Annotated in this window: 20 protein-coding genes; 15 read left to right on the plus strand and 5 right to left on the minus strand. The window is 67.1% G+C overall.

The window, feature by feature from the left end; all coding sequences use genetic code 11:
* Positions 1-87 precede the first annotated feature (87 nt).
* From WFJ97_RS10405 to WFJ97_RS10415, 3 genes are read left to right on the plus strand one after another with little or no spacing between them, the layout of a single operon-like run.
* Positions 88-345, plus strand: coding sequence for a type II toxin-antitoxin system Phd/YefM family antitoxin (locus WFJ97_RS10405; RefSeq protein WP_336641432.1), 258 nt, complete (start codon positions 88-90; stop codon positions 343-345).
* Complete coding sequence (locus WFJ97_RS10410; RefSeq protein WP_247633441.1) at positions 342-596, plus strand: type II toxin-antitoxin system RelE family toxin; 255 nt, start codon at positions 342-344, stop codon at positions 594-596. Before WFJ97_RS10405 ends, WFJ97_RS10410 begins: the two co-directional genes overlap by 4 nt.
* A 34-nt stretch (positions 597-630) precedes the next feature.
* Positions 631-987 carry a hypothetical protein gene (locus tag WFJ97_RS10415; protein ID WP_247624080.1) on the plus strand — a complete coding sequence of 119 codons (357 nt, stop codon included), beginning with the start codon at positions 631-633 and terminating at the stop codon, positions 985-987.
* 5 nt (positions 988-992) lie between these two features.
* On the opposite strand, the gene WFJ97_RS10420 is transcribed toward WFJ97_RS10415, so the two are convergent.
* Positions 993-1,580 (minus strand): Lrp/AsnC family transcriptional regulator, encoded by a 588-nt coding sequence (locus WFJ97_RS10420; RefSeq protein WP_336641433.1) that lies wholly within the window; start codon positions 1,578-1,580, stop codon positions 993-995.
* Between the two features lie 152 nt (positions 1,581-1,732).
* Between WFJ97_RS10420 and WFJ97_RS10425 the strand changes: the two genes are divergently transcribed.
* From WFJ97_RS10425 to WFJ97_RS10445, 5 genes are read left to right on the plus strand one after another with little or no spacing between them, the layout of a single operon-like run.
* Positions 1,733-3,316: an ABC transporter substrate-binding protein gene (locus WFJ97_RS10425; protein WP_247957240.1), complete on the plus strand. Its 1,584-nt coding sequence runs from the start codon at positions 1,733-1,735 to the stop codon at positions 3,314-3,316.
* 14 nt (positions 3,317-3,330) lie between these two features.
* On the plus strand, positions 3,331-4,392 hold the full coding sequence (locus tag WFJ97_RS10430) for an ABC transporter permease (RefSeq protein WP_247624082.1): 1,062 nt from the start codon (positions 3,331-3,333) through the stop codon (positions 4,390-4,392).
* Positions 4,389-5,297 carry an ABC transporter permease gene (locus tag WFJ97_RS10435; protein ID WP_247633445.1) on the plus strand — a complete coding sequence of 303 codons (909 nt, stop codon included), beginning with the start codon at positions 4,389-4,391 and terminating at the stop codon, positions 5,295-5,297. The genes WFJ97_RS10430 and WFJ97_RS10435 overlap by 4 nt, the downstream gene beginning before the upstream one ends.
* Positions 5,294-6,082, plus strand: coding sequence for an ABC transporter ATP-binding protein (locus tag WFJ97_RS10440; protein WP_336641434.1), 789 nt, complete (start codon positions 5,294-5,296; stop codon positions 6,080-6,082). Before WFJ97_RS10435 ends, WFJ97_RS10440 begins: the two co-directional genes overlap by 4 nt.
* Positions 6,075-6,914 (plus strand): ABC transporter ATP-binding protein, encoded by an 840-nt coding sequence (locus WFJ97_RS10445; protein WP_247624085.1) that lies wholly within the window; start codon positions 6,075-6,077, stop codon positions 6,912-6,914. The genes WFJ97_RS10440 and WFJ97_RS10445 overlap by 8 nt, the downstream gene beginning before the upstream one ends.
* Before the next feature lie 57 nt (positions 6,915-6,971).
* Here the strand turns inward: WFJ97_RS10445 and WFJ97_RS10450 are convergent, their stop codons facing one another.
* Complete coding sequence (locus WFJ97_RS10450) at positions 6,972-7,682, minus strand: hypothetical protein (RefSeq protein WP_336641435.1); 711 nt, start codon at positions 7,680-7,682, stop codon at positions 6,972-6,974.
* Between the two features lie 202 nt (positions 7,683-7,884).
* Here WFJ97_RS10450 and rpsF point away from each other — a divergent pair, with 202 nt between their 5' ends.
* The 4 genes from rpsF to rplI are packed head-to-tail and all read left to right on the plus strand — an operon-like array spanning position 7,885 to position 9,543.
* The gene (gene rpsF / locus WFJ97_RS10455) at positions 7,885-8,253 is read left to right on the plus strand and encodes a 30S ribosomal protein S6 (RefSeq protein ID WP_029264265.1); all 369 of its coding nucleotides are present in this window, start codon (positions 7,885-7,887) and stop codon (positions 8,251-8,253) included.
* Positions 8,254-8,258: 5 nt separating this feature from the next.
* Positions 8,259-8,765, plus strand: a complete 507-nt coding sequence (locus WFJ97_RS10460) for a single-stranded DNA-binding protein (protein WP_050723584.1) — start codon at positions 8,259-8,261, stop codon at positions 8,763-8,765.
* Between the two features lie 59 nt (positions 8,766-8,824).
* Positions 8,825-9,079, plus strand: coding sequence for a 30S ribosomal protein S18 (gene rpsR, locus WFJ97_RS10465; protein ID WP_017829850.1), 255 nt, complete (start codon positions 8,825-8,827; stop codon positions 9,077-9,079).
* 11 nt (positions 9,080-9,090) lie between these two features.
* The gene (gene rplI / locus WFJ97_RS10470; RefSeq protein ID WP_336641436.1) at positions 9,091-9,543 is read left to right on the plus strand and encodes a 50S ribosomal protein L9; all 453 of its coding nucleotides are present in this window, start codon (positions 9,091-9,093) and stop codon (positions 9,541-9,543) included.
* Between the two features lie 870 nt (positions 9,544-10,413).
* Here the strand turns inward: rplI and WFJ97_RS10475 are convergent.
* Both WFJ97_RS10475 and WFJ97_RS10480 read right to left on the minus strand, forming a co-directional pair.
* Positions 10,414-11,964, minus strand: coding sequence for a chaplin family protein (locus tag WFJ97_RS10475; protein WP_336641437.1), 1,551 nt, complete (start codon positions 11,962-11,964; stop codon positions 10,414-10,416).
* A gap of 107 nt (positions 11,965-12,071) precedes the next feature.
* A complete protein-coding gene (locus WFJ97_RS10480) occupies positions 12,072-13,112 on the minus strand; it encodes a hypothetical protein (RefSeq protein ID WP_336641438.1) in 1,041 nt (346 codons plus the stop codon).
* 578 nt (positions 13,113-13,690) lie between these two features.
* Between WFJ97_RS10480 and dnaB the strand changes: the two genes are divergently transcribed.
* The gene (dnaB, locus tag WFJ97_RS10485; protein WP_247624751.1) at positions 13,691-15,037 is read left to right on the plus strand and encodes a replicative DNA helicase; all 1,347 of its coding nucleotides are present in this window, start codon (positions 13,691-13,693) and stop codon (positions 15,035-15,037) included.
* A 99-nt stretch (positions 15,038-15,136) separates the two neighbouring features.
* The gene (locus WFJ97_RS10490) at positions 15,137-16,540 is read left to right on the plus strand and encodes a hypothetical protein (protein WP_336641439.1); all 1,404 of its coding nucleotides are present in this window, start codon (positions 15,137-15,139) and stop codon (positions 16,538-16,540) included.
* Positions 16,541-16,621: 81 nt separating this feature from the next.
* Here WFJ97_RS10490 and WFJ97_RS10495 read toward each other — a convergent pair whose 3' ends face one another.
* The gene (locus WFJ97_RS10495) at positions 16,622-17,863 is read right to left on the minus strand and encodes a DUF2130 domain-containing protein (RefSeq protein WP_336641440.1); all 1,242 of its coding nucleotides are present in this window, start codon (positions 17,861-17,863) and stop codon (positions 16,622-16,624) included.
* Positions 17,864-18,226: 363 nt separating this feature from the next.
* Here WFJ97_RS10495 and WFJ97_RS10500 point away from each other — a divergent pair, with 363 nt between their 5' ends.
* Complete coding sequence (locus WFJ97_RS10500; RefSeq protein ID WP_336641441.1) at positions 18,227-20,035, plus strand: hypothetical protein; 1,809 nt, start codon at positions 18,227-18,229, stop codon at positions 20,033-20,035.
* The last annotated feature ends 4 nt before the right edge of the window (positions 20,036-20,039 follow it).

The following is a 20,039-nucleotide window of genomic DNA, read 5'->3' on the forward strand; positions in this document are numbered from 1 at the left end:
CGGTACCGGGGGGATGACGTCGAGACCGTACCGCCTTGTTCTGTACGTTTCACGCTTGAACCGTACGTTTCGTGCGACAATAGTCGTATGAGCGAGATCGCCATCACCGAAGCGCGAGGCCGACTGGCCTCGATCGTCGACGAGGCGCGCACGGCCCCCGTCTATCTCACGAGACGGCACCGCCCGGTCGCAGTGGTGGTCGATCCCTCGCAACTCGCCCAACTCCTCGAGGATGCCGAAGAACTCGCCGATATCCGTGCGGTCGACGCCGCGTGGGAAGAGACGCAGAGGCTGGACGAAACTCCGATTCCGTGGGACGAGGTCAAGCGCGAGCTCGGCCTGTGACGTACGAGATCCAGTTCCTACCGGCGGCATTTCGGGAGATCAAGAAGTTGCCGCCAGAGGCGAAGCGTCGAGTGCAAGCCGTGATCGAGCTGCTGGCCGAGGATCCGAGGCCGCCTGCTGCGAAGCGTTTGACCGCGCGTCCGGAATGGCGGGTGCGCAGTGGCGACTACCGGGTGATCTACCGCATCGAGGATGCGGTACTCACGGTCGTCGTGGTGTCGGCCGGGCATCGACGAGAGATCTACCGTTGATCCGGCGGGCCCCCGCGCCCGCCATAATCGAAGGGTGACTGCGACTGCAACCCTTCCCTCGCTCGATGGCCGCCGCTTCCGGATGATCTCGTCCACGACCTCGGCGGTCGACCCCGAGGCGCCGAGCATCTTCGAGTATTTCGAGAAGGACGGTGCGATCTGGGGCGGGTACACCGGCGACACGGTGACCTTCGGCAAGTTCGTGGGAACCCGCACCGCCGACACGATCTGGGTGTCGTTCGTGCACGTGCTCGTGGCCGACGGCCAGGTCGTCACGGGCGACGGGGAGAGCGAGCTCGAGCTCACCGACGACGGACTCATCCGCCTCGTCGAGCACTACGAGATGCACGGCCTGCCGCAGCTGAGCGTGTGCGAGGAGATCCCCGCCTGAACGGATCAGCGGGGCGGCAGCGCGTCGCGCCCGGGGGATGCCGGCGTCCAGCGGGTCATGCCGAGGGGGATCTCGGCGTGACGCTCGGGGATGTCGGAGGGCAGCAGGTAGGGCCGACGGATGACCTCGTCGAGCACCACGACGCTGACGACGGTGCGCACCTCGGGCAGCTGCGCGATCACCCCGGTCGAGAACTCGTGCACGCCGCTGACGTCGACGGCGCGGATGAGCAGCATGGCATCGTGCTCGCCGGTCGTGATCGCGCACCACTCGACGTCGGGCATCTCGCTCACGCGATCACGGAACGACGCCCAGGCCTGCGGCAGCACCGTGACGAAGACGAGGGCGCCGATGGAGAGACCCGCCTTGGCCTGATCGACCCGGGCGCTGAACCCGGTGATCACGCCGTCGCTCACCAATGATTCGACTCGCGAATAAGCGCTGGCGCGGGATATCCCCACCCTGTCGGCGAGTGCGGCGATCGAGATGCGACCGTTATCACGGAGCACTTCGAGAATCTTGTACGCGATCTCGTCCAACTCGGTGGCACTTCGTCCAGAATGCTTCGATGCTTCAGCATCCTTGCTGGACATATTGCTCCCCACGGTTGATGATCTGGACAGACCGTGCCGGTCATCCCGACACTTGCTGGACACATCGTCGCATATGATGCGAATCTGATCCACGGTCGTCCACACCAGTGGCGGCCGACACCCGAATGTACTCCTCGCCCTTGGAGGCTCACATGTCGTCACGCCGCACTCTGCCTGCGCTCGCGTTCGGAGCGGTCGCGCTCCTCGCGCTCGCCGGCTGCTCGGGAGGAAACTCCGCCAACAACGGCGATGACTCGTCGGGCTCCGGCTCGCTGGTCATCGACACCGCGTTCTCGATCGAGACGACCGACCCGGGTCACACCTACGACCCGACCGGCAACATGATCGCCAAGGCGATCTACGAGACCCTCGTCGACTTCGAGGGCTCCGACGTCTCGACGCCGGTTCCCGGACTCGCCTCCTGGGAGCAGAACGACGCCGCGACCGAGTTCACGTTCACGCTCGAGGGCGACCGCGTCTTCTCCGACGGCACCCCGATCGAGGCGAAGGACGTCGTCTTCTCGCTGCAGCGCATCCAGGGCATGGAGGACGCCAAGCCCAACTTCCTGCTCGCCGGCATCACGATCACCGAGGTAGACGACAAGACGATCACCTTCACGTCCGAGACCCCGCTGCTGCAGCTGCCCGCGATCCTCGCGAACCCGGCGCTCGGCATCGTCAACTCCGACGTCGTGATCGAGAACGGCGGCGCGACCGACGGCTCCGACAGCGCGCAGAGCTTCCTCGACGGCGAGTCGGCGGGCTCCGGTCCGTTCGTGCTCGACACCCTCGACCTCTCGTCGCAGGTCGTGCTCACCAAGAACGACGAGTACAACGGCGACGAGGAGTCGGCCTACGACCGCGTCGTCGTGCGCAACGTCTCGGAGAGCGCCACGCAGCTCGCCAACCTCAAGGGCGGCGACTCGATGGTCGCGATGGACCTGAACGGCGACCAGGTCGCGGGCCTCGGCGATGACCTCACGGTCGACTCCGTGCCCTCGGGCCAGACGATCTTCCTGCTGCTCAACCAGGGCGAGGCGGGAGGCGACCTCGCGAACGTCAAGATCGCCGAGGCGATCCGCTACGCGCTCGACTACGACGCGCTGCTCGAGCTGGCCGGTGCCGGCGCGGTGCAGGCGACCGGCGTCATCCCGCCCGGATTCGAGGGCTCGCTCGACGGCGGCGTCTCGCAGGACCTCGACGCGGCGAAGGCCGCTCTCGCCGAGGCCGGCTACACGGGCCAGACCCTGAAGCTGCAGTTCCCGAACGACTACCCGGTCGGCGGCGTGGAGTTCACCCCGCTCGCCGAGCGCATCCAGGCGCAGCTCGAGGATGCCGGCATCGCGGTGGAGCTCGCCCCGGCGCCGTTCGCCACCGAGCTCGACGCCTACGTCAACGGCACCGAGGGCTTCGGCCTGTGGTTCTGGGGTCCGGACTACGCGGACTCCGCGAACTTCCTGCCGTTCGGCCCGGGCCTGAAGGTCGGCCTCCGTGCCGGCTGGGCAGCCGAGGCGAACCCGGAGATCGCCGAGATCGCCGCGAACGCGGCCAGTGCGACGGATGCCGACGAGCGCACCGCCCTGTTCACCGAGTTCGCCGAGGCCATGCAGGCCGAGGGTCCGTTCGTGCCGCTCATCGTTCCGGGTCGCAACATCGCCTCGGCATCCGCCGTCTCGGGCGCCGTGTACAACTCGGTGTGGGAGATGGACATCGCCGAGATCACCCCGGCCGGCTGAACGGATAACGACGCATGACAACGGTGGCGGTGCAGAGACAGGCGCGCAGGCGTCGGTCTCCCCTGATCGGATACCTGCTGCGGCGGGCCGGCACCTCCCTGCTCCTGTTGGTGGGCGTGACGATCGTCACGTTCCTGCTCACCAACCTGGTGCCGGGAGACCCGGTCTCGGCCGCGCTCGGTGAGGGCGCATCGCAGAACCCGGCGACGCGAGAGGCGTTCATCCGGGAGCACGGACTCGATCAGCCGTTGATCGTGCAGTACTTCATCTATATGGGGAACCTGCTCCGCGGGGACCTCGGGACGTCGCTGGTGACCGGCCGTGCGGTCACCAGCGACCTCTCCACCGCCGTGCCGGCGACGATCGAGATCGCCATCGGCGCGATCATCCTGAGTCTCGTCGTCAGCATCGTGCTCGGCACGCTCGCCGCGTACCGTCGCGGACTCGTGACCGACCAGGTCATCCGCGTCGTCACGCTCGTCGGCCTCAGCGTGCCGACCTTCTGGCTCGCTCTGGTCAGCTTCTACGTCTTCTTCCTCGAGCTGCGCATCGCCCCCGGGTCGGGCCGCATCTCGCCGTCGATCACCCCGCCGCCGCGCGTGACGGGTCTCTATACGGTCGACTACCTGCTCAACGGCGACGCCGTCGGCTACTTCGACGCCCTCGCCCACCTCGCCCTGCCGGTCATGGTGCTGTCGCTCGTCACCATCGGGCTGCTCACCCGCTTCATCCGCACCTCGGTGCTCGAGGTGCTGGGCAGTGACTACGTGCGCGCCGCCCGCGCCAAGGGCCTCCCCGCGATGCGCGTCATCCTCGACTACGTGCTGCGAGGCGCATCCCTCCCGATCCTCACCGTCGTCGGCGTCGCCTTCGGAACCCTGCTCTCGGGCACCGTGCTCGTCGAGTCGGTCTTCGCGTGGCCGGGCCTGGGCACCTACGCCTACAACTCCGCCGCGAACCTCGACCTGCCCGGCATCATGGGCGTCGGCCTCGTGGTCGGGTTCATCTATCTCCTCATCAACTTCGTCGTCGACATGCTCTACGGCGTCCTCGACCCGAGAGTGAGGATCGCATGAGCCGCATCGACGCCGCATCCGGGCCCTGGCGGTTCCGCTTCCGTTGGCCGCGCGCCTGGCGCACGCCGCTCGGCATCATCGGCACCGTCATCGCCGGTGCCTGGGTGATCGTCGCCTTCACCGCGCAGTGGTGGGTGCCCTACGGCCCCAACGCGCAGATCTTCCCGCGCCTGCAGGAGCCCGGGGTCGAGACCCTTCTCGGCACCGACGGCAACGGCCGCGACATCTTCTCGCGCCTCATGACGGGTGCGACCGTGAGCCTGCCGCTCGCGCTCATGCTCGTCGTCGCCGCCATGATCATCGGCACTCTCATCGGTGCGCTCGCCGGATACTTCGGGGGCTGGGTCGACGAGACGCTCATGCGCATCACCGACCTCTTCATGGCGTTCCCGACGGTGATCCTCGCGATGGTGGTCGCGGCCTCCCTCGGACCGTCGCTGTTCAACGCGGTGATCGCGGCGATCGTCGTCTCGTGGCCGCAGTACTCGCGTGTGACCCGCAGCATCGTGCTCGGCCTCCGCGGGCAGAACTACGTCATCGCCGGCCGCCTGCTCGGCCACTCGCCGCTGCGCACGCTGTTCGTCGACATTCTGCCGAACATCGCCGGCCCCGTGCTGGTGCTCGCGACGCTCGACATCGGTGCCGCCATCCTGCTGCTGTCGGGGCTGTCGTTCCTCGGCCTCGGCGCGCAGCCGCCCACGGCGGAATGGGGTTCGATGATCTCGTCGGCCATGCAGAACTTCGACGCCTGGTGGCTCGGGGTCTTCCCGGGTCTCGCGATCCTCACGGTCGTGCTGGCGTTCAACTTCCTCGGTGACGCGATGCGCGACATCCTCGACCCGACGGCCGAAGTGACGCACGAGAAGCAGGCCGAGAAGACGGATGCCGCGGGGGTGCCCGCATGACCGCGCTGAGCATCCGCGATCTGACGATCGACATCGGCCGCCCACTCGTGAAGGGCGTCTCGCTCGACCTCGAGGCGGGCCGCATCCACGGTCTCGCCGGCGAATCCGGCTCGGGCAAGACCCTCACCTCGCTCGCCGTGCTCGGACTGCTGCCCCGGCAGGCGAAGACCGGCGGATCGATCACCCTCGCGGGAGAGGAACTCGTCGGGCTCACGCGTCGGGCGATGAACCGCGTGCGCGGCAAGCGCATCGCGATGGTGTTCCAGGACCCCTCGGCATCGCTGCACCCGCAGCTGCCCGTCGGCCGCCAGCTCACCGACCACATGCGCGTGCACCTCGGTCTTCGCGGTGCGGCGGCCCGCGAGAAGGCCGTCGAACTGCTGCAGACCGTGCAGGTGCCGAACCCCGCCGAGGCGCTGAAGCGCTACCCGCACCAGTTCTCGGGAGGTCAGCGCCAGCGCATCGCGATCGCGTGCGCCCTGGCCTGCGACCCCGACGTGCTGCTCGCCGACGAGCCGACCACCGCGCTCGACGTCACGGTGCAGGCCGGCATCCTGCAGCTGCTGCGCGACCTCGCGATCGAGCGCCGGCTCGCCGTGCTGCTCGTGACGCACGACCTCGGCGTGATGAGCGCGATCGCCGACGAGGTCGCCGTCATGAAGGACGGCCTGATCGTCGAGAAGGCCGATCGCGAGACGCTGTTCCGCGACCCGCAGCACGAGTACACGCGGATGCTGCTCGCCGCACTGCCCGGTTCCCGCATCGAGGAGGACGCTGATGAGTGAGGTCTCCGTCCTCGACGCGCAGGACATGGTCGTGCGCTACCCGGGCAACCCGCCCGTGATCGCCGTGAACGGGGTGTCGATGACCGTCGCCGCGGGCGAGACCGTCGCCCTCGTGGGCGAGTCCGGCAGCGGCAAGTCGAGCTTCGCTCGCGCCGTCGTCGGCATCGAGAAGACCGCGGGAGGGACGGTGCTGTTCAACGGCGCACCGGTCTCGCCCCTCGGCATCCGTCGACGCTCGATCGCCCTCACCGGCATCCAGATGGTCTTCCAGGACCCGTCGACCTCGCTCAACCCGCGCCGGCGGGTGGGCGACCAGATCTCCGACGGCATCGCCACCGCCCGAGCGCGCGGTGCCGCCGGATCCACCGTCGAGGAATGGCTCGAGCGCGTCGGCCTGCCGACCTCGGTCGCCTCGCGCTTCCCGCACCAGTTCTCGGGCGGTCAGAAGCAACGCATCGCGATCGCCCGGGCGCTCGCCGCCCGGCCCTCGCTGCTCGTCGCCGACGAGCCGATCTCGGCCCTCGATGCGTCGACCCAGACCAGCGTCGCCGGCCTCATGCGCGACCTCGTGGCGGAGTCCGGCGCGGGGATGCTCTTCATCTCGCACGACCTCGCCGTCGTGCGACGCATCGCCGACCGCACGTTCGTCATGTACTCCGGGCGAGTTCTCGAATCGGGGCCGACCGATCGCCTCTGGGCTGCGCCCCAGCATCCGTACACCCAGGCGCTGCTCGCGGCGATCCCCGAGCCCGACGGGGCCGGTCGCATCCCCGACGCCCCGTCGACCGAGGACCGCGAGGTGTGGTCGGAGATCCCGCCCGTCCTGAACTGACGCGACGCAGAAGGGCCCGGCATCCGTGGTGGATGCCGGGCCCTTCCTCGTCGCCGATCAGATCGGGGCGACGATGTCCTGCTTCACGTCCCAGTCGGTGATCTCGAGGACCGACTCGATCGCCTGACCCTGCACCTCGGTCTTCGTCGAGGTCGCGAGCATGATGTAGTCCGCGGTGACCTCGAAGGTCGCGTCGACCTCGACTCCCTGCGTCTCAGCGGTGCCGGTGACGAGGTAGACCTTCTGGCCGAGGCGCTCGCCGGTGCCGGTCACGGTGAACTCGCCCGAGAGAGCGGCGGCCGCCGTCGCGGGATCGAGCGACGCGGCGTTCTGCGCGGCCGTGCTGAGCGCCGCGATCACGGGGTCGCTGGCGTTCGGGTCAGCGGCCTGCCACTCGCTGGTCGGGCTCTTCACCCAGGTGTCGTCGCCGATGATGATCATCGAGCCCATGTCGGAGATGACCTCGGTGGCGTCGTTGGCCGAGTCGTAGCGCGCGGTCGAGACCATTCCCATGGTGGTCGACGTGGCCGCATAACCGGCGGATTCCTTCATCCGGTCAGCCGAGCAGGTGCTGAGGTCGGCGATGTCGATCGTCTCGCCCTCCTTCAGCTCGGGGCAGTCGGATGCCGTCGACGTCTCCTCCGACGACGACGAGCTGCTCGTGCTGCTGGGCTTGCTCTCGTTGCCATCTCCGCTCGGTGCCGAGCATCCTGCCAGCAGGATCGCGGCGGCGACGACGGCTCCGGCCTTCCACATGTTGACGCGCATGGCGTCCCCCCTTCACGTGGCCGATGACGGTCACCGGCCACCGCAGACAAGCATGCCAAAGGGGCAGGGTGACGCGCGGTGGAAGCTCAGGGTTGCGTCCGCTAGACTGTCCAGGTTGTCTGCCTTCTGGCAGGCACGTTCACACACCCTCCTGCTTTCGAGAAATCCTCGGAAGCCGTTCTAGTCCGAAGGAGGTGGGTAAGTGACGCACCAGTACGAACTCATGGTCATTCTGACCCCCGAGATCGACGAGCGCCAGGTCGCACCTACGCTCGACAAGTTCCTGAAGGTCATCACCAACGATGGTGGCTCGATTGACAAGGTCGACATCTGGGGTAAGCGCCGTCTGGCCTACGAGATCCAGAAGAAGAACGAGGGCATCTACGCCGTCGTCAACTTCACCGCTACCAGCGAGGCCACGCAGGAGCTCGACCGTCAGCTCAAGCTGAACGAGCAGATCATGCGCACCAAGGTCCTCCGCTCGGAAGAGGCTCAGGCGATGGTCGCTTCGGAAGCCAAGCGCTCCGAAGAGAAGGCTGCTCGCAAGGCCGCCAAGGCTGCGAAGGCCTAAGTCCTATGGCCGGCGAAACCGTCATCACCGTTGTGGGAAACCTCACGGCCGACCCCGAGCTGCGGTACACGCAGAACGGGCTGCCGGTGGCGAACTTCACCATCGCATCGACGCCTCGGAACTTCGACCGTGCCGCGAATGAGTGGAAGGACGGCGAAGCGCTGTTCCTCCGCGCATCCGTCTGGCGCGAGTTCGCCGAGCACGTGGCAGGTTCGCTGACGAAGGGCATGCGCGTCATCGCGCAGGGCCGTCTGCGTCAGCGCTCCTACCAGGACCGCGAGGGCAACCAGCGCACCGCGATCGAGCTGGAGGTCGACGAGATCGGCCCCTCGCTCCGTTACGCGACCGCGCAGGTCACCCGTGCGGCCTCGAACGGCGGTGGCGGCGGAGGACAGTCTCGCCCCGCACAGCAGCAGCAGGTGTCGGAGGAGCCGTGGTCTACCCCCGGCTCGTCGACCAGCGCCGATGCCTGGAGCACTCCGGGCAGCTTCGGCGACGACACCCCGTTCTGATCAACACTTCTGGATCCGCCCCTTCGGGGACGGCATCCGCTCATAACTAAGGAAAAACCATGGCTGGAAAGTCGAGCGGCGACCGCCGCAAGCCGCGGAAGGGTGGCAAGCCCACCGCTCCCGCGAAGTCGATCCGGGTCGGAGTCATCGATTACAAGGATGTCGCCACCCTTCGCAAGTTCGTCTCGGAGCGCGGCAAGATCCGTGCCCGTCGTATCACCGGTGTCTCGGTGCAGGAGCAGCGTCTGATCGCCACGGCGATCAAGAACGCGCGCGAAATGGCGCTCCTGCCCTACGCTGGCGCCGGCCGGTAAGGGGTATCGAGATGGCAAAGCTGATTCTCACGAACGAGGTCGCCGGGCTGGGTAGCGCCGGTGACGTGGTCGAGGTCAAGAACGGGTACGCCCGTAACTACCTCATCCCCCAGGGCTTCGCTACGGCGTGGACCCGTGGTGGCGAAAAGCAGGTCGCATCGATCCAGGCCGCGCGTCAGGCACGCGCGATCCACGATCGTGACGACGCTGTCGCACTGAAGAACGCCCTCGAGGGCACCAAGGTCCGTCTGGCCGTCAAGGCCGGCACCGCTGGTCGTCTCTTCGGCTCGGTCAAGACCGAGCACGTCGCAGACGCCGTCGCCGCTGCGGGCCTCGGCTCGATCGACAAGCGCAAGGTGCACATCACCTCGCCGATCAAGTCGACCGGTGACCACGAGGCCACGGTTCGTCTGCACGACGACGTGACCGCAGTCATCACGCTGCAGGTCGTCGCCGCGAAGTAATTCCGTCTTCGCTGGGTCACTGAGCCCGTCGAAGTGCGAACGCCCTCTGCCCTTCGGGACAGGGGGCGTTCGGCGTTTCTCGGGTGTGGGTGGGGTGTGCACTAACTCAGGAAAAGCGCGGGTCTGAGGCTGGTTTCGGGCTGATTCGGGGGAGTTGGGTGAGGGATTTCCTGAGTTAGTGCACGTGTACGGTGCACAACTCCGGAGAATCCACGTGGAATCGCTGGATTCGGGGGCTCCTCGACCGGATCCAGCGCAGATCTCCGGAGTTGTGAACGCGCGCGACCCGAACGGAGGTCGCTCCTCAGAACTGGAGAGCGCGTCGTCGGGATCAGACGCTGATGATCGTTGCGGTGCTCGAAGGGAAGGCCGAAAGCCACGGGTTGCTCAAGGCGCGGGACCCCCACTCCTCGACCATCCACTCGCACGCGTCCTCGAACGTCCAGGGCCGAGGCTGGCTTTGAGATCGCCGAACTCGGCATTCAAGTCACGCCAGTCCTCCGTTTCTCGCTTGACCAGAAGGGTTGTGTTCTCGAGCAGAACGATGTGGTAGATCGCAGGAGATTTCACAGGGGACATGCTCCCATGAACGGGTTCGGTCTCATTGGGTGCGGCGCAAAACTCCGGAGAATCCACGTGGAATCGGTGAATTCGGGGACTCCTCGACCGGATCGCGCGCAGACCTCCGGAGTTGTGAACGGGCGCGACGGATGCCCCGCGCTGGGGGCACGGGGCATCCGCCCTTGCAGCCGCGTCAGAGGTCGACGCCGGGCTGGGGACCCGGGGGTAACTCGTCGCTCCCTCGGCGACGCGGCGCACCGGTGGTACGGCGCCTCCTCCCTCCAGGGCGCCGGACCACCGGGGTCCGCGTTACGCCGTGCGACGGCGCAGCAGGCCCGCTCCCGTCAGGAGCAGGAGAACGGCGACGAACACCGGGGCGAGCGACGCTGCGCCACCCGTGGTGGCGAGGGCGTCAGCTCCTCCGGACGAGGTCGCCATGCCCGCGGCCATCGTGCCGCCCGAGCTCGGTCCGACTCCGGCGTCCGTACCCGGCGTCACACCGGGGTCGGTTCCCGGATCCGTGCCGGGGTCGGTGCCAGGGTCCGTGCCGGGGTCCGTCCCCGGGTCCGTGCCGGGGTCGGTCCCAGGATCGGTTCCCGGGTCCGTGCCGGTCGGCGTCGTCACCGTGCTGTCACCGATCACCGAGATCGCGTTGTCTCCGATCGTCACCGGCAGCGTGATCGGAAGGCCGATCTGCGTGCCGCCGAGGATGCCGTCGTCACCGGTGGTGGTGCTGCCGGTGGTCGGGGCGCCCGGGGTGGTGCCGGTGCCGGTCGTGCCGGTGACGTCGCTGTCTCCGGTGAGGGAGATGGCGTTGCCGGTGACGTCGATGGGTGCGGTGATCGGGGCGGTGACCTGGGTGCCGCCGAGGATGCCGTCGTCACCGGTGGTGGTGCTGCCGGTGGTCGGGGCGCCCGGGGTGGTGCCGGTGCCGGTCGTGCCACTGACCTCGCTGTCTCCGGTGAGGGAGATGGCGTTGCCGGTGACGTCGATGGGTGCGGTGACCGGCGCGGTGATCTGGCTGCCGCTCAGAACTCCGTCATCGCCGGACGTGCTCGTCCACGGTGCCGGAAGCGCCGTGAACTCACCCGGTGCTGCCGGTGCCGCCGGTGCCGCGTCGCCACCCGCGACCTCGCTGTCTCCGAGAAGGGAGATCGCGTTGCCCGAGACGTCGACCGGAACCGAGATCGGCGCGATCACCTGGGTGCCGCCGGCGATAGCGTCGTCACCTGACGTGCTCGGGGCGACGGCATCCGTCGGTGCGGTCGTGGGTGCCGGTGCCGCGGCATCCTGACCTGCGGTTTCGCTGTCCCCGAGAAGGGAGATCGCGTTGCCCGAGACGGTGACCGGCACGTCGACGTGCACGAGCGCCTGGGTGCCCGAGAGCAGACCGTCGACGCCGGTCGTGGTGACCGACGGGGCCGGCGCGGCGGGAGCCGGGGCCGGAGCCTCGGCGGGCGCCGCCGCCTGTTCGCTCGACGAGTCGCCGAGCAGACTCACGGAGTTGTCGGTGACGGTCACCGGAACGGTGACGTTCACGACGGCCTGCGATCCGGATGCCGTGCCGGAGTCGCCGTTCGTCGTGGCCGCCGGCGCCGGTGCCGGGGCGGGGGCTGGTGCCGGGGCAGGCGCAGGTGCGGGTGCCGGGGCCGGAGCCTGCTGCGCGGAGGAGTCTCCGAGCAGGGAGATCGCGTTGTCGACGATCGTGACCGGGACCGAGACCGGAGCCTCGACCTGGGTGCCCGAGAGGACGCTGTCGTCTCCCGAGGTGTCTGCCGCGTTCGCGGCCGTTGCGCCGAGCAGGGTGATCCCGCCGGCGAGAAGCGTTCCCCACAGGGCCCGCTTGAGGTAAGTACGCATGATGACTTTCTCCTTGACTGGACTGGGGTGTCTGATGTGGGTGCGCGCGAAGATGTGCGCGCGCAGCACGGCATCTGTCGTCCTCGAGGGGACGACGTGACGACCCGTCAGTCGGGGGAGACGTCGGTCTCGGCGACCGACGACGTCGGCAGGACGTCGTCAGCAGCGCCGGAGGTGCGCTCCACGGCACGGAGCGCAGGAATTCCCGCGTCGGTCAGACCGGCGGGAGAGACAGCGGATGCTCCGCCGGAAGTGGCGGAGGAAGACGGTGCGAGCGGCCCGCCGACGGGGGCCGTGGCGGGGCCGGAGGCATGACCGGACGCGGACGCAGTCGTCGCCGGAGCAGGGGCCTCGACGGGCGCGGAGAGCGCAGACTCGTCGAGCGGATGCCGGGGCGCGGGCGTGAGCGTCGACACGGTGGTGGCACCCGCAGCATCCGCCGGCACCACGGTCGGAAGGGATGCGAACCCGGGATTGGGGACCACGACGGGCGGAAGCACGACGGGCGGAAGCGACTCGTTCGGGTCGAGCCCGACCAGCACCGGGGGGACCGTGTTGTCGACGACCTCGCCGACGATGCCCGTGGTGTCGTCCACGACACCCGTCACATCGTCGAGGAGCTTCGTGACGCCGAGGTCGCGGAGCAGCCCGCCGACCACCGGCAGTGCGGCGACGGCATCCTGCACGGGATCGACGATCTGCGACACCGGGGCGTCCTGCAGCAGGTCGGCCACCGGTGTGACGACGGCCTGTGCGGTGTCGGTGACGGTCTCGATGACAGGGGTCGCGACATCTCCCACGACGGGCACCTCGGCGACCGTGTCTGTGACGTCTTCGACGACGGCGGGGACGGTCTCGGGAACCGGAGCGACCACCTCGTGCACGACCGGGGCGACGACCTGGTTCACGACGGGCGCGACGACCTGGGTGACGATCGGCTCGGTCACGGCGGTGACGGTATCGCCGACCGTGGAGACGGTTCCGGTGACGAGGGACGACACTTCTCCGAGAAGGGAGGGGTCTTTCTGCTCGTCGGCCTGAGCGGATCCGCCGCCGGTGAGGACGGTGATCGTCGCCCACGCGAGCGCTCCCAGACCGCCCCACAGGGCGATCGCGGGTACGCCGCGACGGGTTGCTCGAGCGTTCACGTCGACTTCCCCCTCCGAAAGACGATCGTTCCGACGCGCTCTGCGTCGATACCGGGTGACGATACTCCCGGTATATCGCGATGTCCATACCATCTCGCGCCGATCCGATGACACCTTCCGCAGGATTCCGCGCGTGTCGCCGTGTGACGCGCCCGGCGAAATTCCGGCTTGACTTTCCCCAAGTTCTTCACATGTGTCTTCGAGATGAACAAACCTTAAATGTGCAGTTGAAGCCCGTTCTCATCCACAGGGTGGGGAAACAGAAAAGACCTGGTCCAGGAGAAAAAGAAAGTTTGAACTCGGGGTACTCCACCGGGTTATCCACATGCGTTGTGCACAGACTCTCCGGACTTGTTCGCACGCTCTCCACAGAGTTATCCACAGGCCGTGTTGCGTGTGGATAACGCCGCTCGTAGCGTGGGCGAGCGACCCAATGTCGGAAGTCCGTGATGTGCTGCGCAGATGGCCGTTCTCGGCCCGGACGACAGCACGACGCCCCAGGTCCCGGGTGTCGCGGTACCGCAGAACGTCGCAGCGAAGGGAGCAGTGTGTCGATCGCCGACATCTCAGAAGAGCGCATGGGCGGAAGCCCGCGCGGACCGGAGCGCACCCCGCCCCACGACCTGCTCGCCGAGCAGAGCGCCCTGGGCGGCATGCTCCTGTCGAAGGATGCCGTCGCCGATGTGATCGAGACGCTCAAGGGTGCCGACTTCTACGTGCCGAAGCACGAGCTCATCTTCGAGGCGATCCTCTCGCTCTACTCCCACGGCGAGCCGACCGACGTCGTCGCCGTCACCGATGAGCTCATCAAGACGGGCGAGCTGGGTCGGGCCGGCGGTGCCGACTACCTCCACTCCCTCACCTCGATCGTCCCCACCGCGGCCAACGCCGGCTACTACGCCGGCATCGTCTCGGAACGCGCGATCCTGCGCCGCCTGGTCGACGCCGGAACCCGCATCGTGCAGCTCGGCTACGCGGGTGAGGGCGATGCGACCGACATCGTCAACAACGCGCAGGCCGAGATCTACTCCGTCACCGGAACCGAGACCGCCGAGGACTACGTTCCCCTCACGAACGCCGTCGACGCCGCGATCGAGGAGATCGAGGCCGCGAACGGCCGCGACGGTTCGATGACCGGCATCCCGACCGGATTCCGCGAACTCGACGAACTCACCAACGGCCTGCACGGTGGGCAGATGATCGTCGTCGCCGCCCGACCCGCCATGGGTAAGTCGACGCTCGCGCTCGACTTCGCGCGCGCGGCATCGATCGGTCACGACTTCCCGTCGATCTTCTTCTCGCTCGAGATGGGTAAGAGCGAGATCGCGATGCGTCTGCTCAGCGCCGAGGGCGCCATCCCGCTGCAGAACATGCGCAAGGGAACCCTCGACCCCCGCGACTGGACCACCGTCGCGGCGACCCGCGGCCGCATCAACGACGCCCCGCTCTACATCGACGACAGCCCCAACATGACGCTCGTCGAGATCCGCGCCAAGTGCCGCCGCCTCAAGCAGCGCGCCGGACTGCGCATGGTCATCATCGACTACCTGCAGCTCATGACCTCGGGCAAGCGCGTCGAGTCGCGTCAGCAGGAGGTCTCGGAGTTCTCGCGAAGCCTCAAGCTCATCGCCAAGGAGCTGCAGGTTCCCGTCATCGCCCTGTCGCAACTGAACCGTGGTCCGGAGCAGCGTCAAGACAAGAAGCCCGCGATCAGCGACCTGCGTGAGTCCGGCTCGATCGAGCAGGATGCCGACATGGTGATCCTGCTGCACCGCGACTCGGTCTACGACAAGGACGTGCGCCCGGGCGAGGCCGACCTCATCGTCGCCAAGCACCGTAACGGTCCGACCGCCACGATCACGGTGGCGTTCCAGGGGCACTACTCACGGTTCATGGACATGGCCCCGGGTGGCGACTTCAACTGATGCCGTCGCGTTCGCGCGACCCTGATCAAGGCTGCCTTGGCGACCGGTATCTCGTCGCGACTCCGCGGCAGGCGCTATGGCAATGTGAGCCTTATGGAAATGCGTACGATCTTCTCCGTGATGGTTGCTGTGGCCCTCTGCGCCATCGCCGTCTTAGTCGGCGAAGCCATCCGGCGCGTGCGCGAAAGCCGAGCGGTGGCAGTTCGTTTAAAGAGGTGCGATGACGGGCTTGCGGCCACGTTCACGCCGCCTCGACGCCGATCAATCGAGGTCGTTGAGCACTCGACGATGTTCTTATCGGAATCAGGCAACGGTGGCGATGGCCTGCTCCGATCCGACAATGCGACGCTCGATTCCTCTATGACCGTTCGTTTCATTGATCACACTCCCGGTCAAAGGATGGAGTTCGACCGCGGTGCCGACCGTGTCCGGCCGCTGTTGCCCGGCCAGGGAGGAGCAGCCTGGATCCGGTATCGCAGTATGCGACCCAACGCGTCCGACCCGGTGGTCCTCGTTCTATGGGAGGCTCCAAACCGTGCTAAAGGTATGAGGCCCAAGGTGCTTCGGGGTGCCCGCGCCGACCAGTGGATCCGCCACATCTCCACTGCCGATGCTCCGGTGCCGACGCCGCTTCTCTCGCGGATATGGACCGCGGTCACGCCTGGTTGGCTAGCCGATCCGCAGATTCGGCCCGCTGTCAACGTCGTGAGTGCGGTCTTCGGAGCGGTGCTCCTGCTTGTCGCTGCTCTCGTCGCAATGGATCTGAGCGGCCTTCGGTCGGTGCTGCCGCTGACGGTCGAGTACGACTGGCTTGGTTTCGCAGGCGGGTTGATGGGTGGCGTTGCGGGTGGAGTCATGACCTTGGCAGGTGTGATGCTCACGCTACGAAGCTCCGGTCGTGCCGAGCGCCAACGGCAACAAGACGAGAGCATGCGCACAAGACTTTCAGTGATGCCGCTACTTGACTTAGCGCTCAGTGACGACGCAGCGCACTTTGACAATTCGCGGGGCCAGTTGGCGGGAAGAGGATGGTTGATATTCCCGCTTGGGGGGCGTATTGAGACACGCCCCCAAGACTCTGTCGACCACACGCTGGCGATAATTTGCCACAATATCGGCCTCGGACATGCGCGCCTTCGTTACGTTTCGGTCGATCGGCGCGATGACTTCGGTGCCGTTTCTCGCCTAGGCGATTTTGGTGAACCGAATGGCATTCTGCAAGTCGGTCATCAACATGTGATCCGGATGTCGCTGGCGCAGTCGCGGGAGCCCGCAGCGGGCAAGGACAAACCCGACGAGAACTTCATGCTCGTTCTGACGATCTACTACGAAGATCTGCTCGGCAACCGTTACCGCCAACGGCTGGACGCCTCGCTATTCTCCCCACTCCCGAGTCCCAGCTCGACCGAGACGCCGGCGCCCGTTGTCCATAGCTTTCAAGGCGCAATCAAGCCGCCAGAGTTCGTTGGCGCTCCGGACGGCAATCTGTTCTGGTATCACTGAGAATCCTCGCAGTGCGCGCATCGCGCAAGAAGCTGAGAGAGCCCGCCGCCCACGGAGGGCGGCGGGCTTTGTCCTGCGCGACTAGGCGGCGTCCTGCTCCTCGGCAGCCGCTTCCAGTTCGGCGAACTTGGCCTGCATGGTCGGATTGCCCCGAGTCAACTTCTTGACCGAGAGTGCCGTGGCCTTGTCGTTCGCGAGGCGCAGGTTGTTCTCAGACCCGAGGAGGCCCTCCTTCACCTTCTGCAGCTTTTCGATCGCGACGTCGATCTCCTTGATCGCCGTGTCGAACTTGCGCTTGGCGAGGTCGTAGTTGCGACCGAATGCGGTCTTGAAGTCATCGAGCTCCGACTCGAAGTCGGTGATGTCGATGTTCTGCTTCTTCACCTGCTCGAGTTCGGCCTTGACGAAGATCGTGTCCAGGGCGGCGTTGCGCAGCAGCGCGATGATTGCGAGGAAGAACTGGGGGCGCACGACGAACGTCTTCGGGTAGAGGTGCGACACGTCGGTGATCCCGGTGTAGAGGTCAGAGTCCTCCTCGAGCATGGAGACGAGCACGGCGTACTCACACCCCTTGGCGATGCGGTCCTTATCGAGCTTCGCAAGGAAGTCCGTGTTCTTCTTGCGGGTCGAGGGCGAGTCGGATTCGTTCTTCATCTCGAACATGATCGACACGTACTCCACGCCGTCGTCGCTGAAGTCACGGAAGACGAAGTCGCCTTTCGTGCCGCTGGAAGCATCGTTGTCCTTCCCGAAGGTCGCATTCGGGAACGCGAGTGAGCGCATGCGGTTGAACTCGATCTCGCAGTGCTGCTCCAGTGTTTCGCCCAGGAGCTTGACGGAGAGCTTCGCCTTGAGATCCTTGAGACGTTCGATCAGGTCATCCTTGAGCGTGAGCTCCTTGGCGAACGATTCCTTGGCCGCGGCGTCCTTCACCTTCTGCTCGGCCGCCTGGATCTCGAGCTTGGCCTGCACTTCGGCAACCTTCTTCTCGGAGGCCGAGACAGCCTTGGTGACCGCGAGCTCCTGTAGCGCGGACGCGGCCTTCAGATCGGCCGTCAGCCGCTCGATGTCGAGCTCGCGCTGCGCCGTCGCCTTCTCTGCCTTTTGCGTGGCCTCCGCGACCGCGAGGGCGATCTCCGTCGCCTTCACCCGCTCCGCGTCAGCGAGCCGAGCGTGGATCTCGTTGTCGAACTCCGTGGTGCGCACCTGCTGCGCGATGTTGGCGTAGTGCGCTTCGTCGATCGTAAAGACGGTTTCGCAGTGCGGGCACTTGACCTCGTTCGCCGCGCTGACCTGAATGTTGCTGTCTTTGTCGTTGTTCATGCTGACCTCCAGATGTGTTGAGACTGTGAGCTTCGGGCGGGGCTTCATCCCCCGAGACCACCCCGCCCGAATCGACGACGATGCCGCCGGGACACATCATGGCGGGAGGAATTTCTTTGCAGGCACCTTCAAACTGATAACGCCCCTTATCACTACAATCTTCTGCCTTCCTGATCCCGCCGCTACATTAATGACGTGACCACAACAGGATCGCTTCGCATCGACCTGGCCGGCGTTGCCCGCCTGGCCGGCGTCAAGCGACCCGTGGCTTCGATGTGGAGGACGCGCTTCGCGTCCAGCTCCGATCCGTTCCCGGCGGCAGTCGCTGAGAAGGCCGGTCGATCGGTCTTTGACGCTTCACACGTGGCGGAGTGGCTGATGCGCACCGATCACGGCACCAACCCGGATGCGCGCGCGGATGCCGCCGCCGCAGCGATCCCCGAAGGCTTCTCGTTCGATGACCTCGGCGCTGTTGCGGAACTCGAAGCGCTCGTCGCGCTCCACCACCAGCTCGGTGCCTTGGAGAATCTGACATCGGAAGGGCTCCGGCAAGTCGCGGAGACAACGGATCCGCTCGATGAGTTCCTGCGCAGCGAGGTCGTCGCCCACGCAGACCGCGGAGCCCCCTGGCTCGAGTACGCCGAGAGCCTCGTCGACGCGGCGTACTCGGCGTCGGCGGCGCTGGCGCTGGTGAACCGGCAAAGAGTCGCGCGGCACACGACGGCCGGCTCCGCCGGTCGGCTCTCCGCTGATGCGCGCGAACTCGTCGTCGCTGCCGCACAGGCGCTGGTCGGCAGTAGTGACGCGATGGTCACCATCGACTCGCACGACGCCGACCTCGCTGCGGCGATCGCGCATGCACTGTCTGATGAAACAGTGCTCGCCCTCCCGTCGCGTCGTGAAGCCCGTGGCGTCCGCCGTCGCCTCCTGACCGATGGGCACTGGATCGCCGAGCCGAGCAATCAGACTGAGCGTGCCGTCGTGGTGGCCCGCGTGCCCTTGGAACGGCAAGAGAGCGTGGACGAGACGCTGCAGGCCGTCGACGAGATATCGCTCGCGCTTCGCGATTCGGATGCCGCGGTCGTCATCGGCCCCGCACGTGTTCTCGTTGATGCGCTCCGGCCACCGGATGAGAGGCTCCGCGCCGATACGCTTCGTTCGGGCCGAGTGCGCGGTATTGCGCGGCTGGCTCCCGGCCTGATCGACAGCGCCCCTCGCGAGGCACTCGCGCTGTGGATGCTCGGAGCGCCCACAGGTGATGTCGCCATCGCCGACCGCTTCACCGTGCTGGCGGACCTCACCGATGTTCCGCTCACGGCCGCGACCCGCGCCGACCTCGTGTCCGATGTGGTGGCGAGCATGGGGAGTGCTCATGAGTTGGGTGCGCACGCGTTCCGCTTCGCACGCTTCGCCCCAACTGCCTCTTTGCTCGCGCGGGGCGGGTCGCTGACCGCGTCGACGCCGTCGAAGCGCGGGGTACAGCCGAGGGCCTCAGACCTGCCGGCGCGGCTCGACACCGCCGCCGCGGCTCTGGGAGAGGACCTTCCGTCCGTCGTGATCGCAGAGGGTGCGTCTTCAGCTCCCACGCCGACGTCTGTCGGGGATCTGCTTCGGGAGGGGCACCTGCGCGTCATCTCCGGAACTCGAGGTACGGAAGGCGTCGTCGGGTCGGCTGGCCTCGTCATCGTCGGCGCCTCCGACCTCGATGCCCCGCACGGGATCGGAGCCACACGCGTGGATCAGCTCGCGTTCGCGAGTCGGCATCCCTCGGCCTCTCTCACGCGCCCCGGCGATGTGATCTTTCGCACGAGCCCCACTGCTGCCGCGTGGGTCGACCCCGATGGCTCGAAGGTTGTCGCCTACCCGGCGCGGGTTCTGCGCATCCGGGCGAGCGATCCCGGTGGGTTGGTACCCGAGGTCGTCGCGACTGACATCACCGGAGCGCCCAGCGGTCCTGGCGCCTGGAGGCGATGGATGCTGCGCCGAGTCGCGCCGCAGGCGATTGCGCCATTGCGCGCGGCGCTCACCGAGATCGAGGGCGCCCGCTCTGCCCTCGAAGCCCGCGCTGCGCGCCTCTCCGACTACGCCGACCTCCTCGTCGCAGGTGCGACATCTGGAGCCATCGCCTTGACCGACCCGACCACCGCCGCGGACGCGGCATCCACGCAGTAAGGAA

Origin of the sequence: Microbacterium sp. USHLN272 (assembly GCF_037149655.1) — a bacterium.
GTDB classification, from domain to species: Bacteria; Actinomycetota; Actinomycetes; order Actinomycetales; family Microbacteriaceae; genus Microbacterium; species Microbacterium galbinum.

Bases quoted from the DNA above. Each gene is read 5' to 3' on its own strand.
- WFJ97_RS10405 (WP_336641432.1), top strand. From the start codon at position 88: ATGAGCGAGATCGCCATCACCGAAGCGCGAGGCCGACTGGCCTCGATC.
- WFJ97_RS10420 (WP_336641433.1), bottom strand. From the start codon at position 1,580: ATGTCCAGCAAGGATGCTGAAGCATCGAAGCATTCTGGACGAAGTGCC.
- WFJ97_RS10425 (WP_247957240.1), top strand. From the start codon at position 1,733: ATGTCGTCACGCCGCACTCTGCCTGCGCTCGCGTTCGGAGCGGTCGCG.
- WFJ97_RS10430 (WP_247624082.1), top strand. From the start codon at position 3,331: ATGACAACGGTGGCGGTGCAGAGACAGGCGCGCAGGCGTCGGTCTCCC.
- WFJ97_RS10435 (WP_247633445.1), top strand. From the start codon at position 4,389: ATGAGCCGCATCGACGCCGCATCCGGGCCCTGGCGGTTCCGCTTCCGT.
- WFJ97_RS10440 (WP_336641434.1), top strand. From the start codon at position 5,294: ATGACCGCGCTGAGCATCCGCGATCTGACGATCGACATCGGCCGCCCA.
- WFJ97_RS10445 (WP_247624085.1), top strand. From the start codon at position 6,075: ATGAGTGAGGTCTCCGTCCTCGACGCGCAGGACATGGTCGTGCGCTAC.
- WFJ97_RS10450 (WP_336641435.1), bottom strand. From the start codon at position 7,682: ATGCGCGTCAACATGTGGAAGGCCGGAGCCGTCGTCGCCGCCGCGATC.
- WFJ97_RS10460 (WP_050723584.1), top strand. From the start codon at position 8,259: ATGGCCGGCGAAACCGTCATCACCGTTGTGGGAAACCTCACGGCCGAC.
- rpsR (WP_017829850.1), top strand. From the start codon at position 8,825: ATGGCTGGAAAGTCGAGCGGCGACCGCCGCAAGCCGCGGAAGGGTGGC.
- rplI (WP_336641436.1), top strand. From the start codon at position 9,091: ATGGCAAAGCTGATTCTCACGAACGAGGTCGCCGGGCTGGGTAGCGCC.
- WFJ97_RS10475 (WP_336641437.1), bottom strand. From the start codon at position 11,964: ATGCGTACTTACCTCAAGCGGGCCCTGTGGGGAACGCTTCTCGCCGGC.
- dnaB (WP_247624751.1), top strand. From the start codon at position 13,691: ATGGGCGGAAGCCCGCGCGGACCGGAGCGCACCCCGCCCCACGACCTG.
- WFJ97_RS10490 (WP_336641439.1), top strand. From the start codon at position 15,137: ATGCGTACGATCTTCTCCGTGATGGTTGCTGTGGCCCTCTGCGCCATC.
- WFJ97_RS10495 (WP_336641440.1), bottom strand. From the start codon at position 17,863: ATGAACAACGACAAAGACAGCAACATTCAGGTCAGCGCGGCGAACGAG.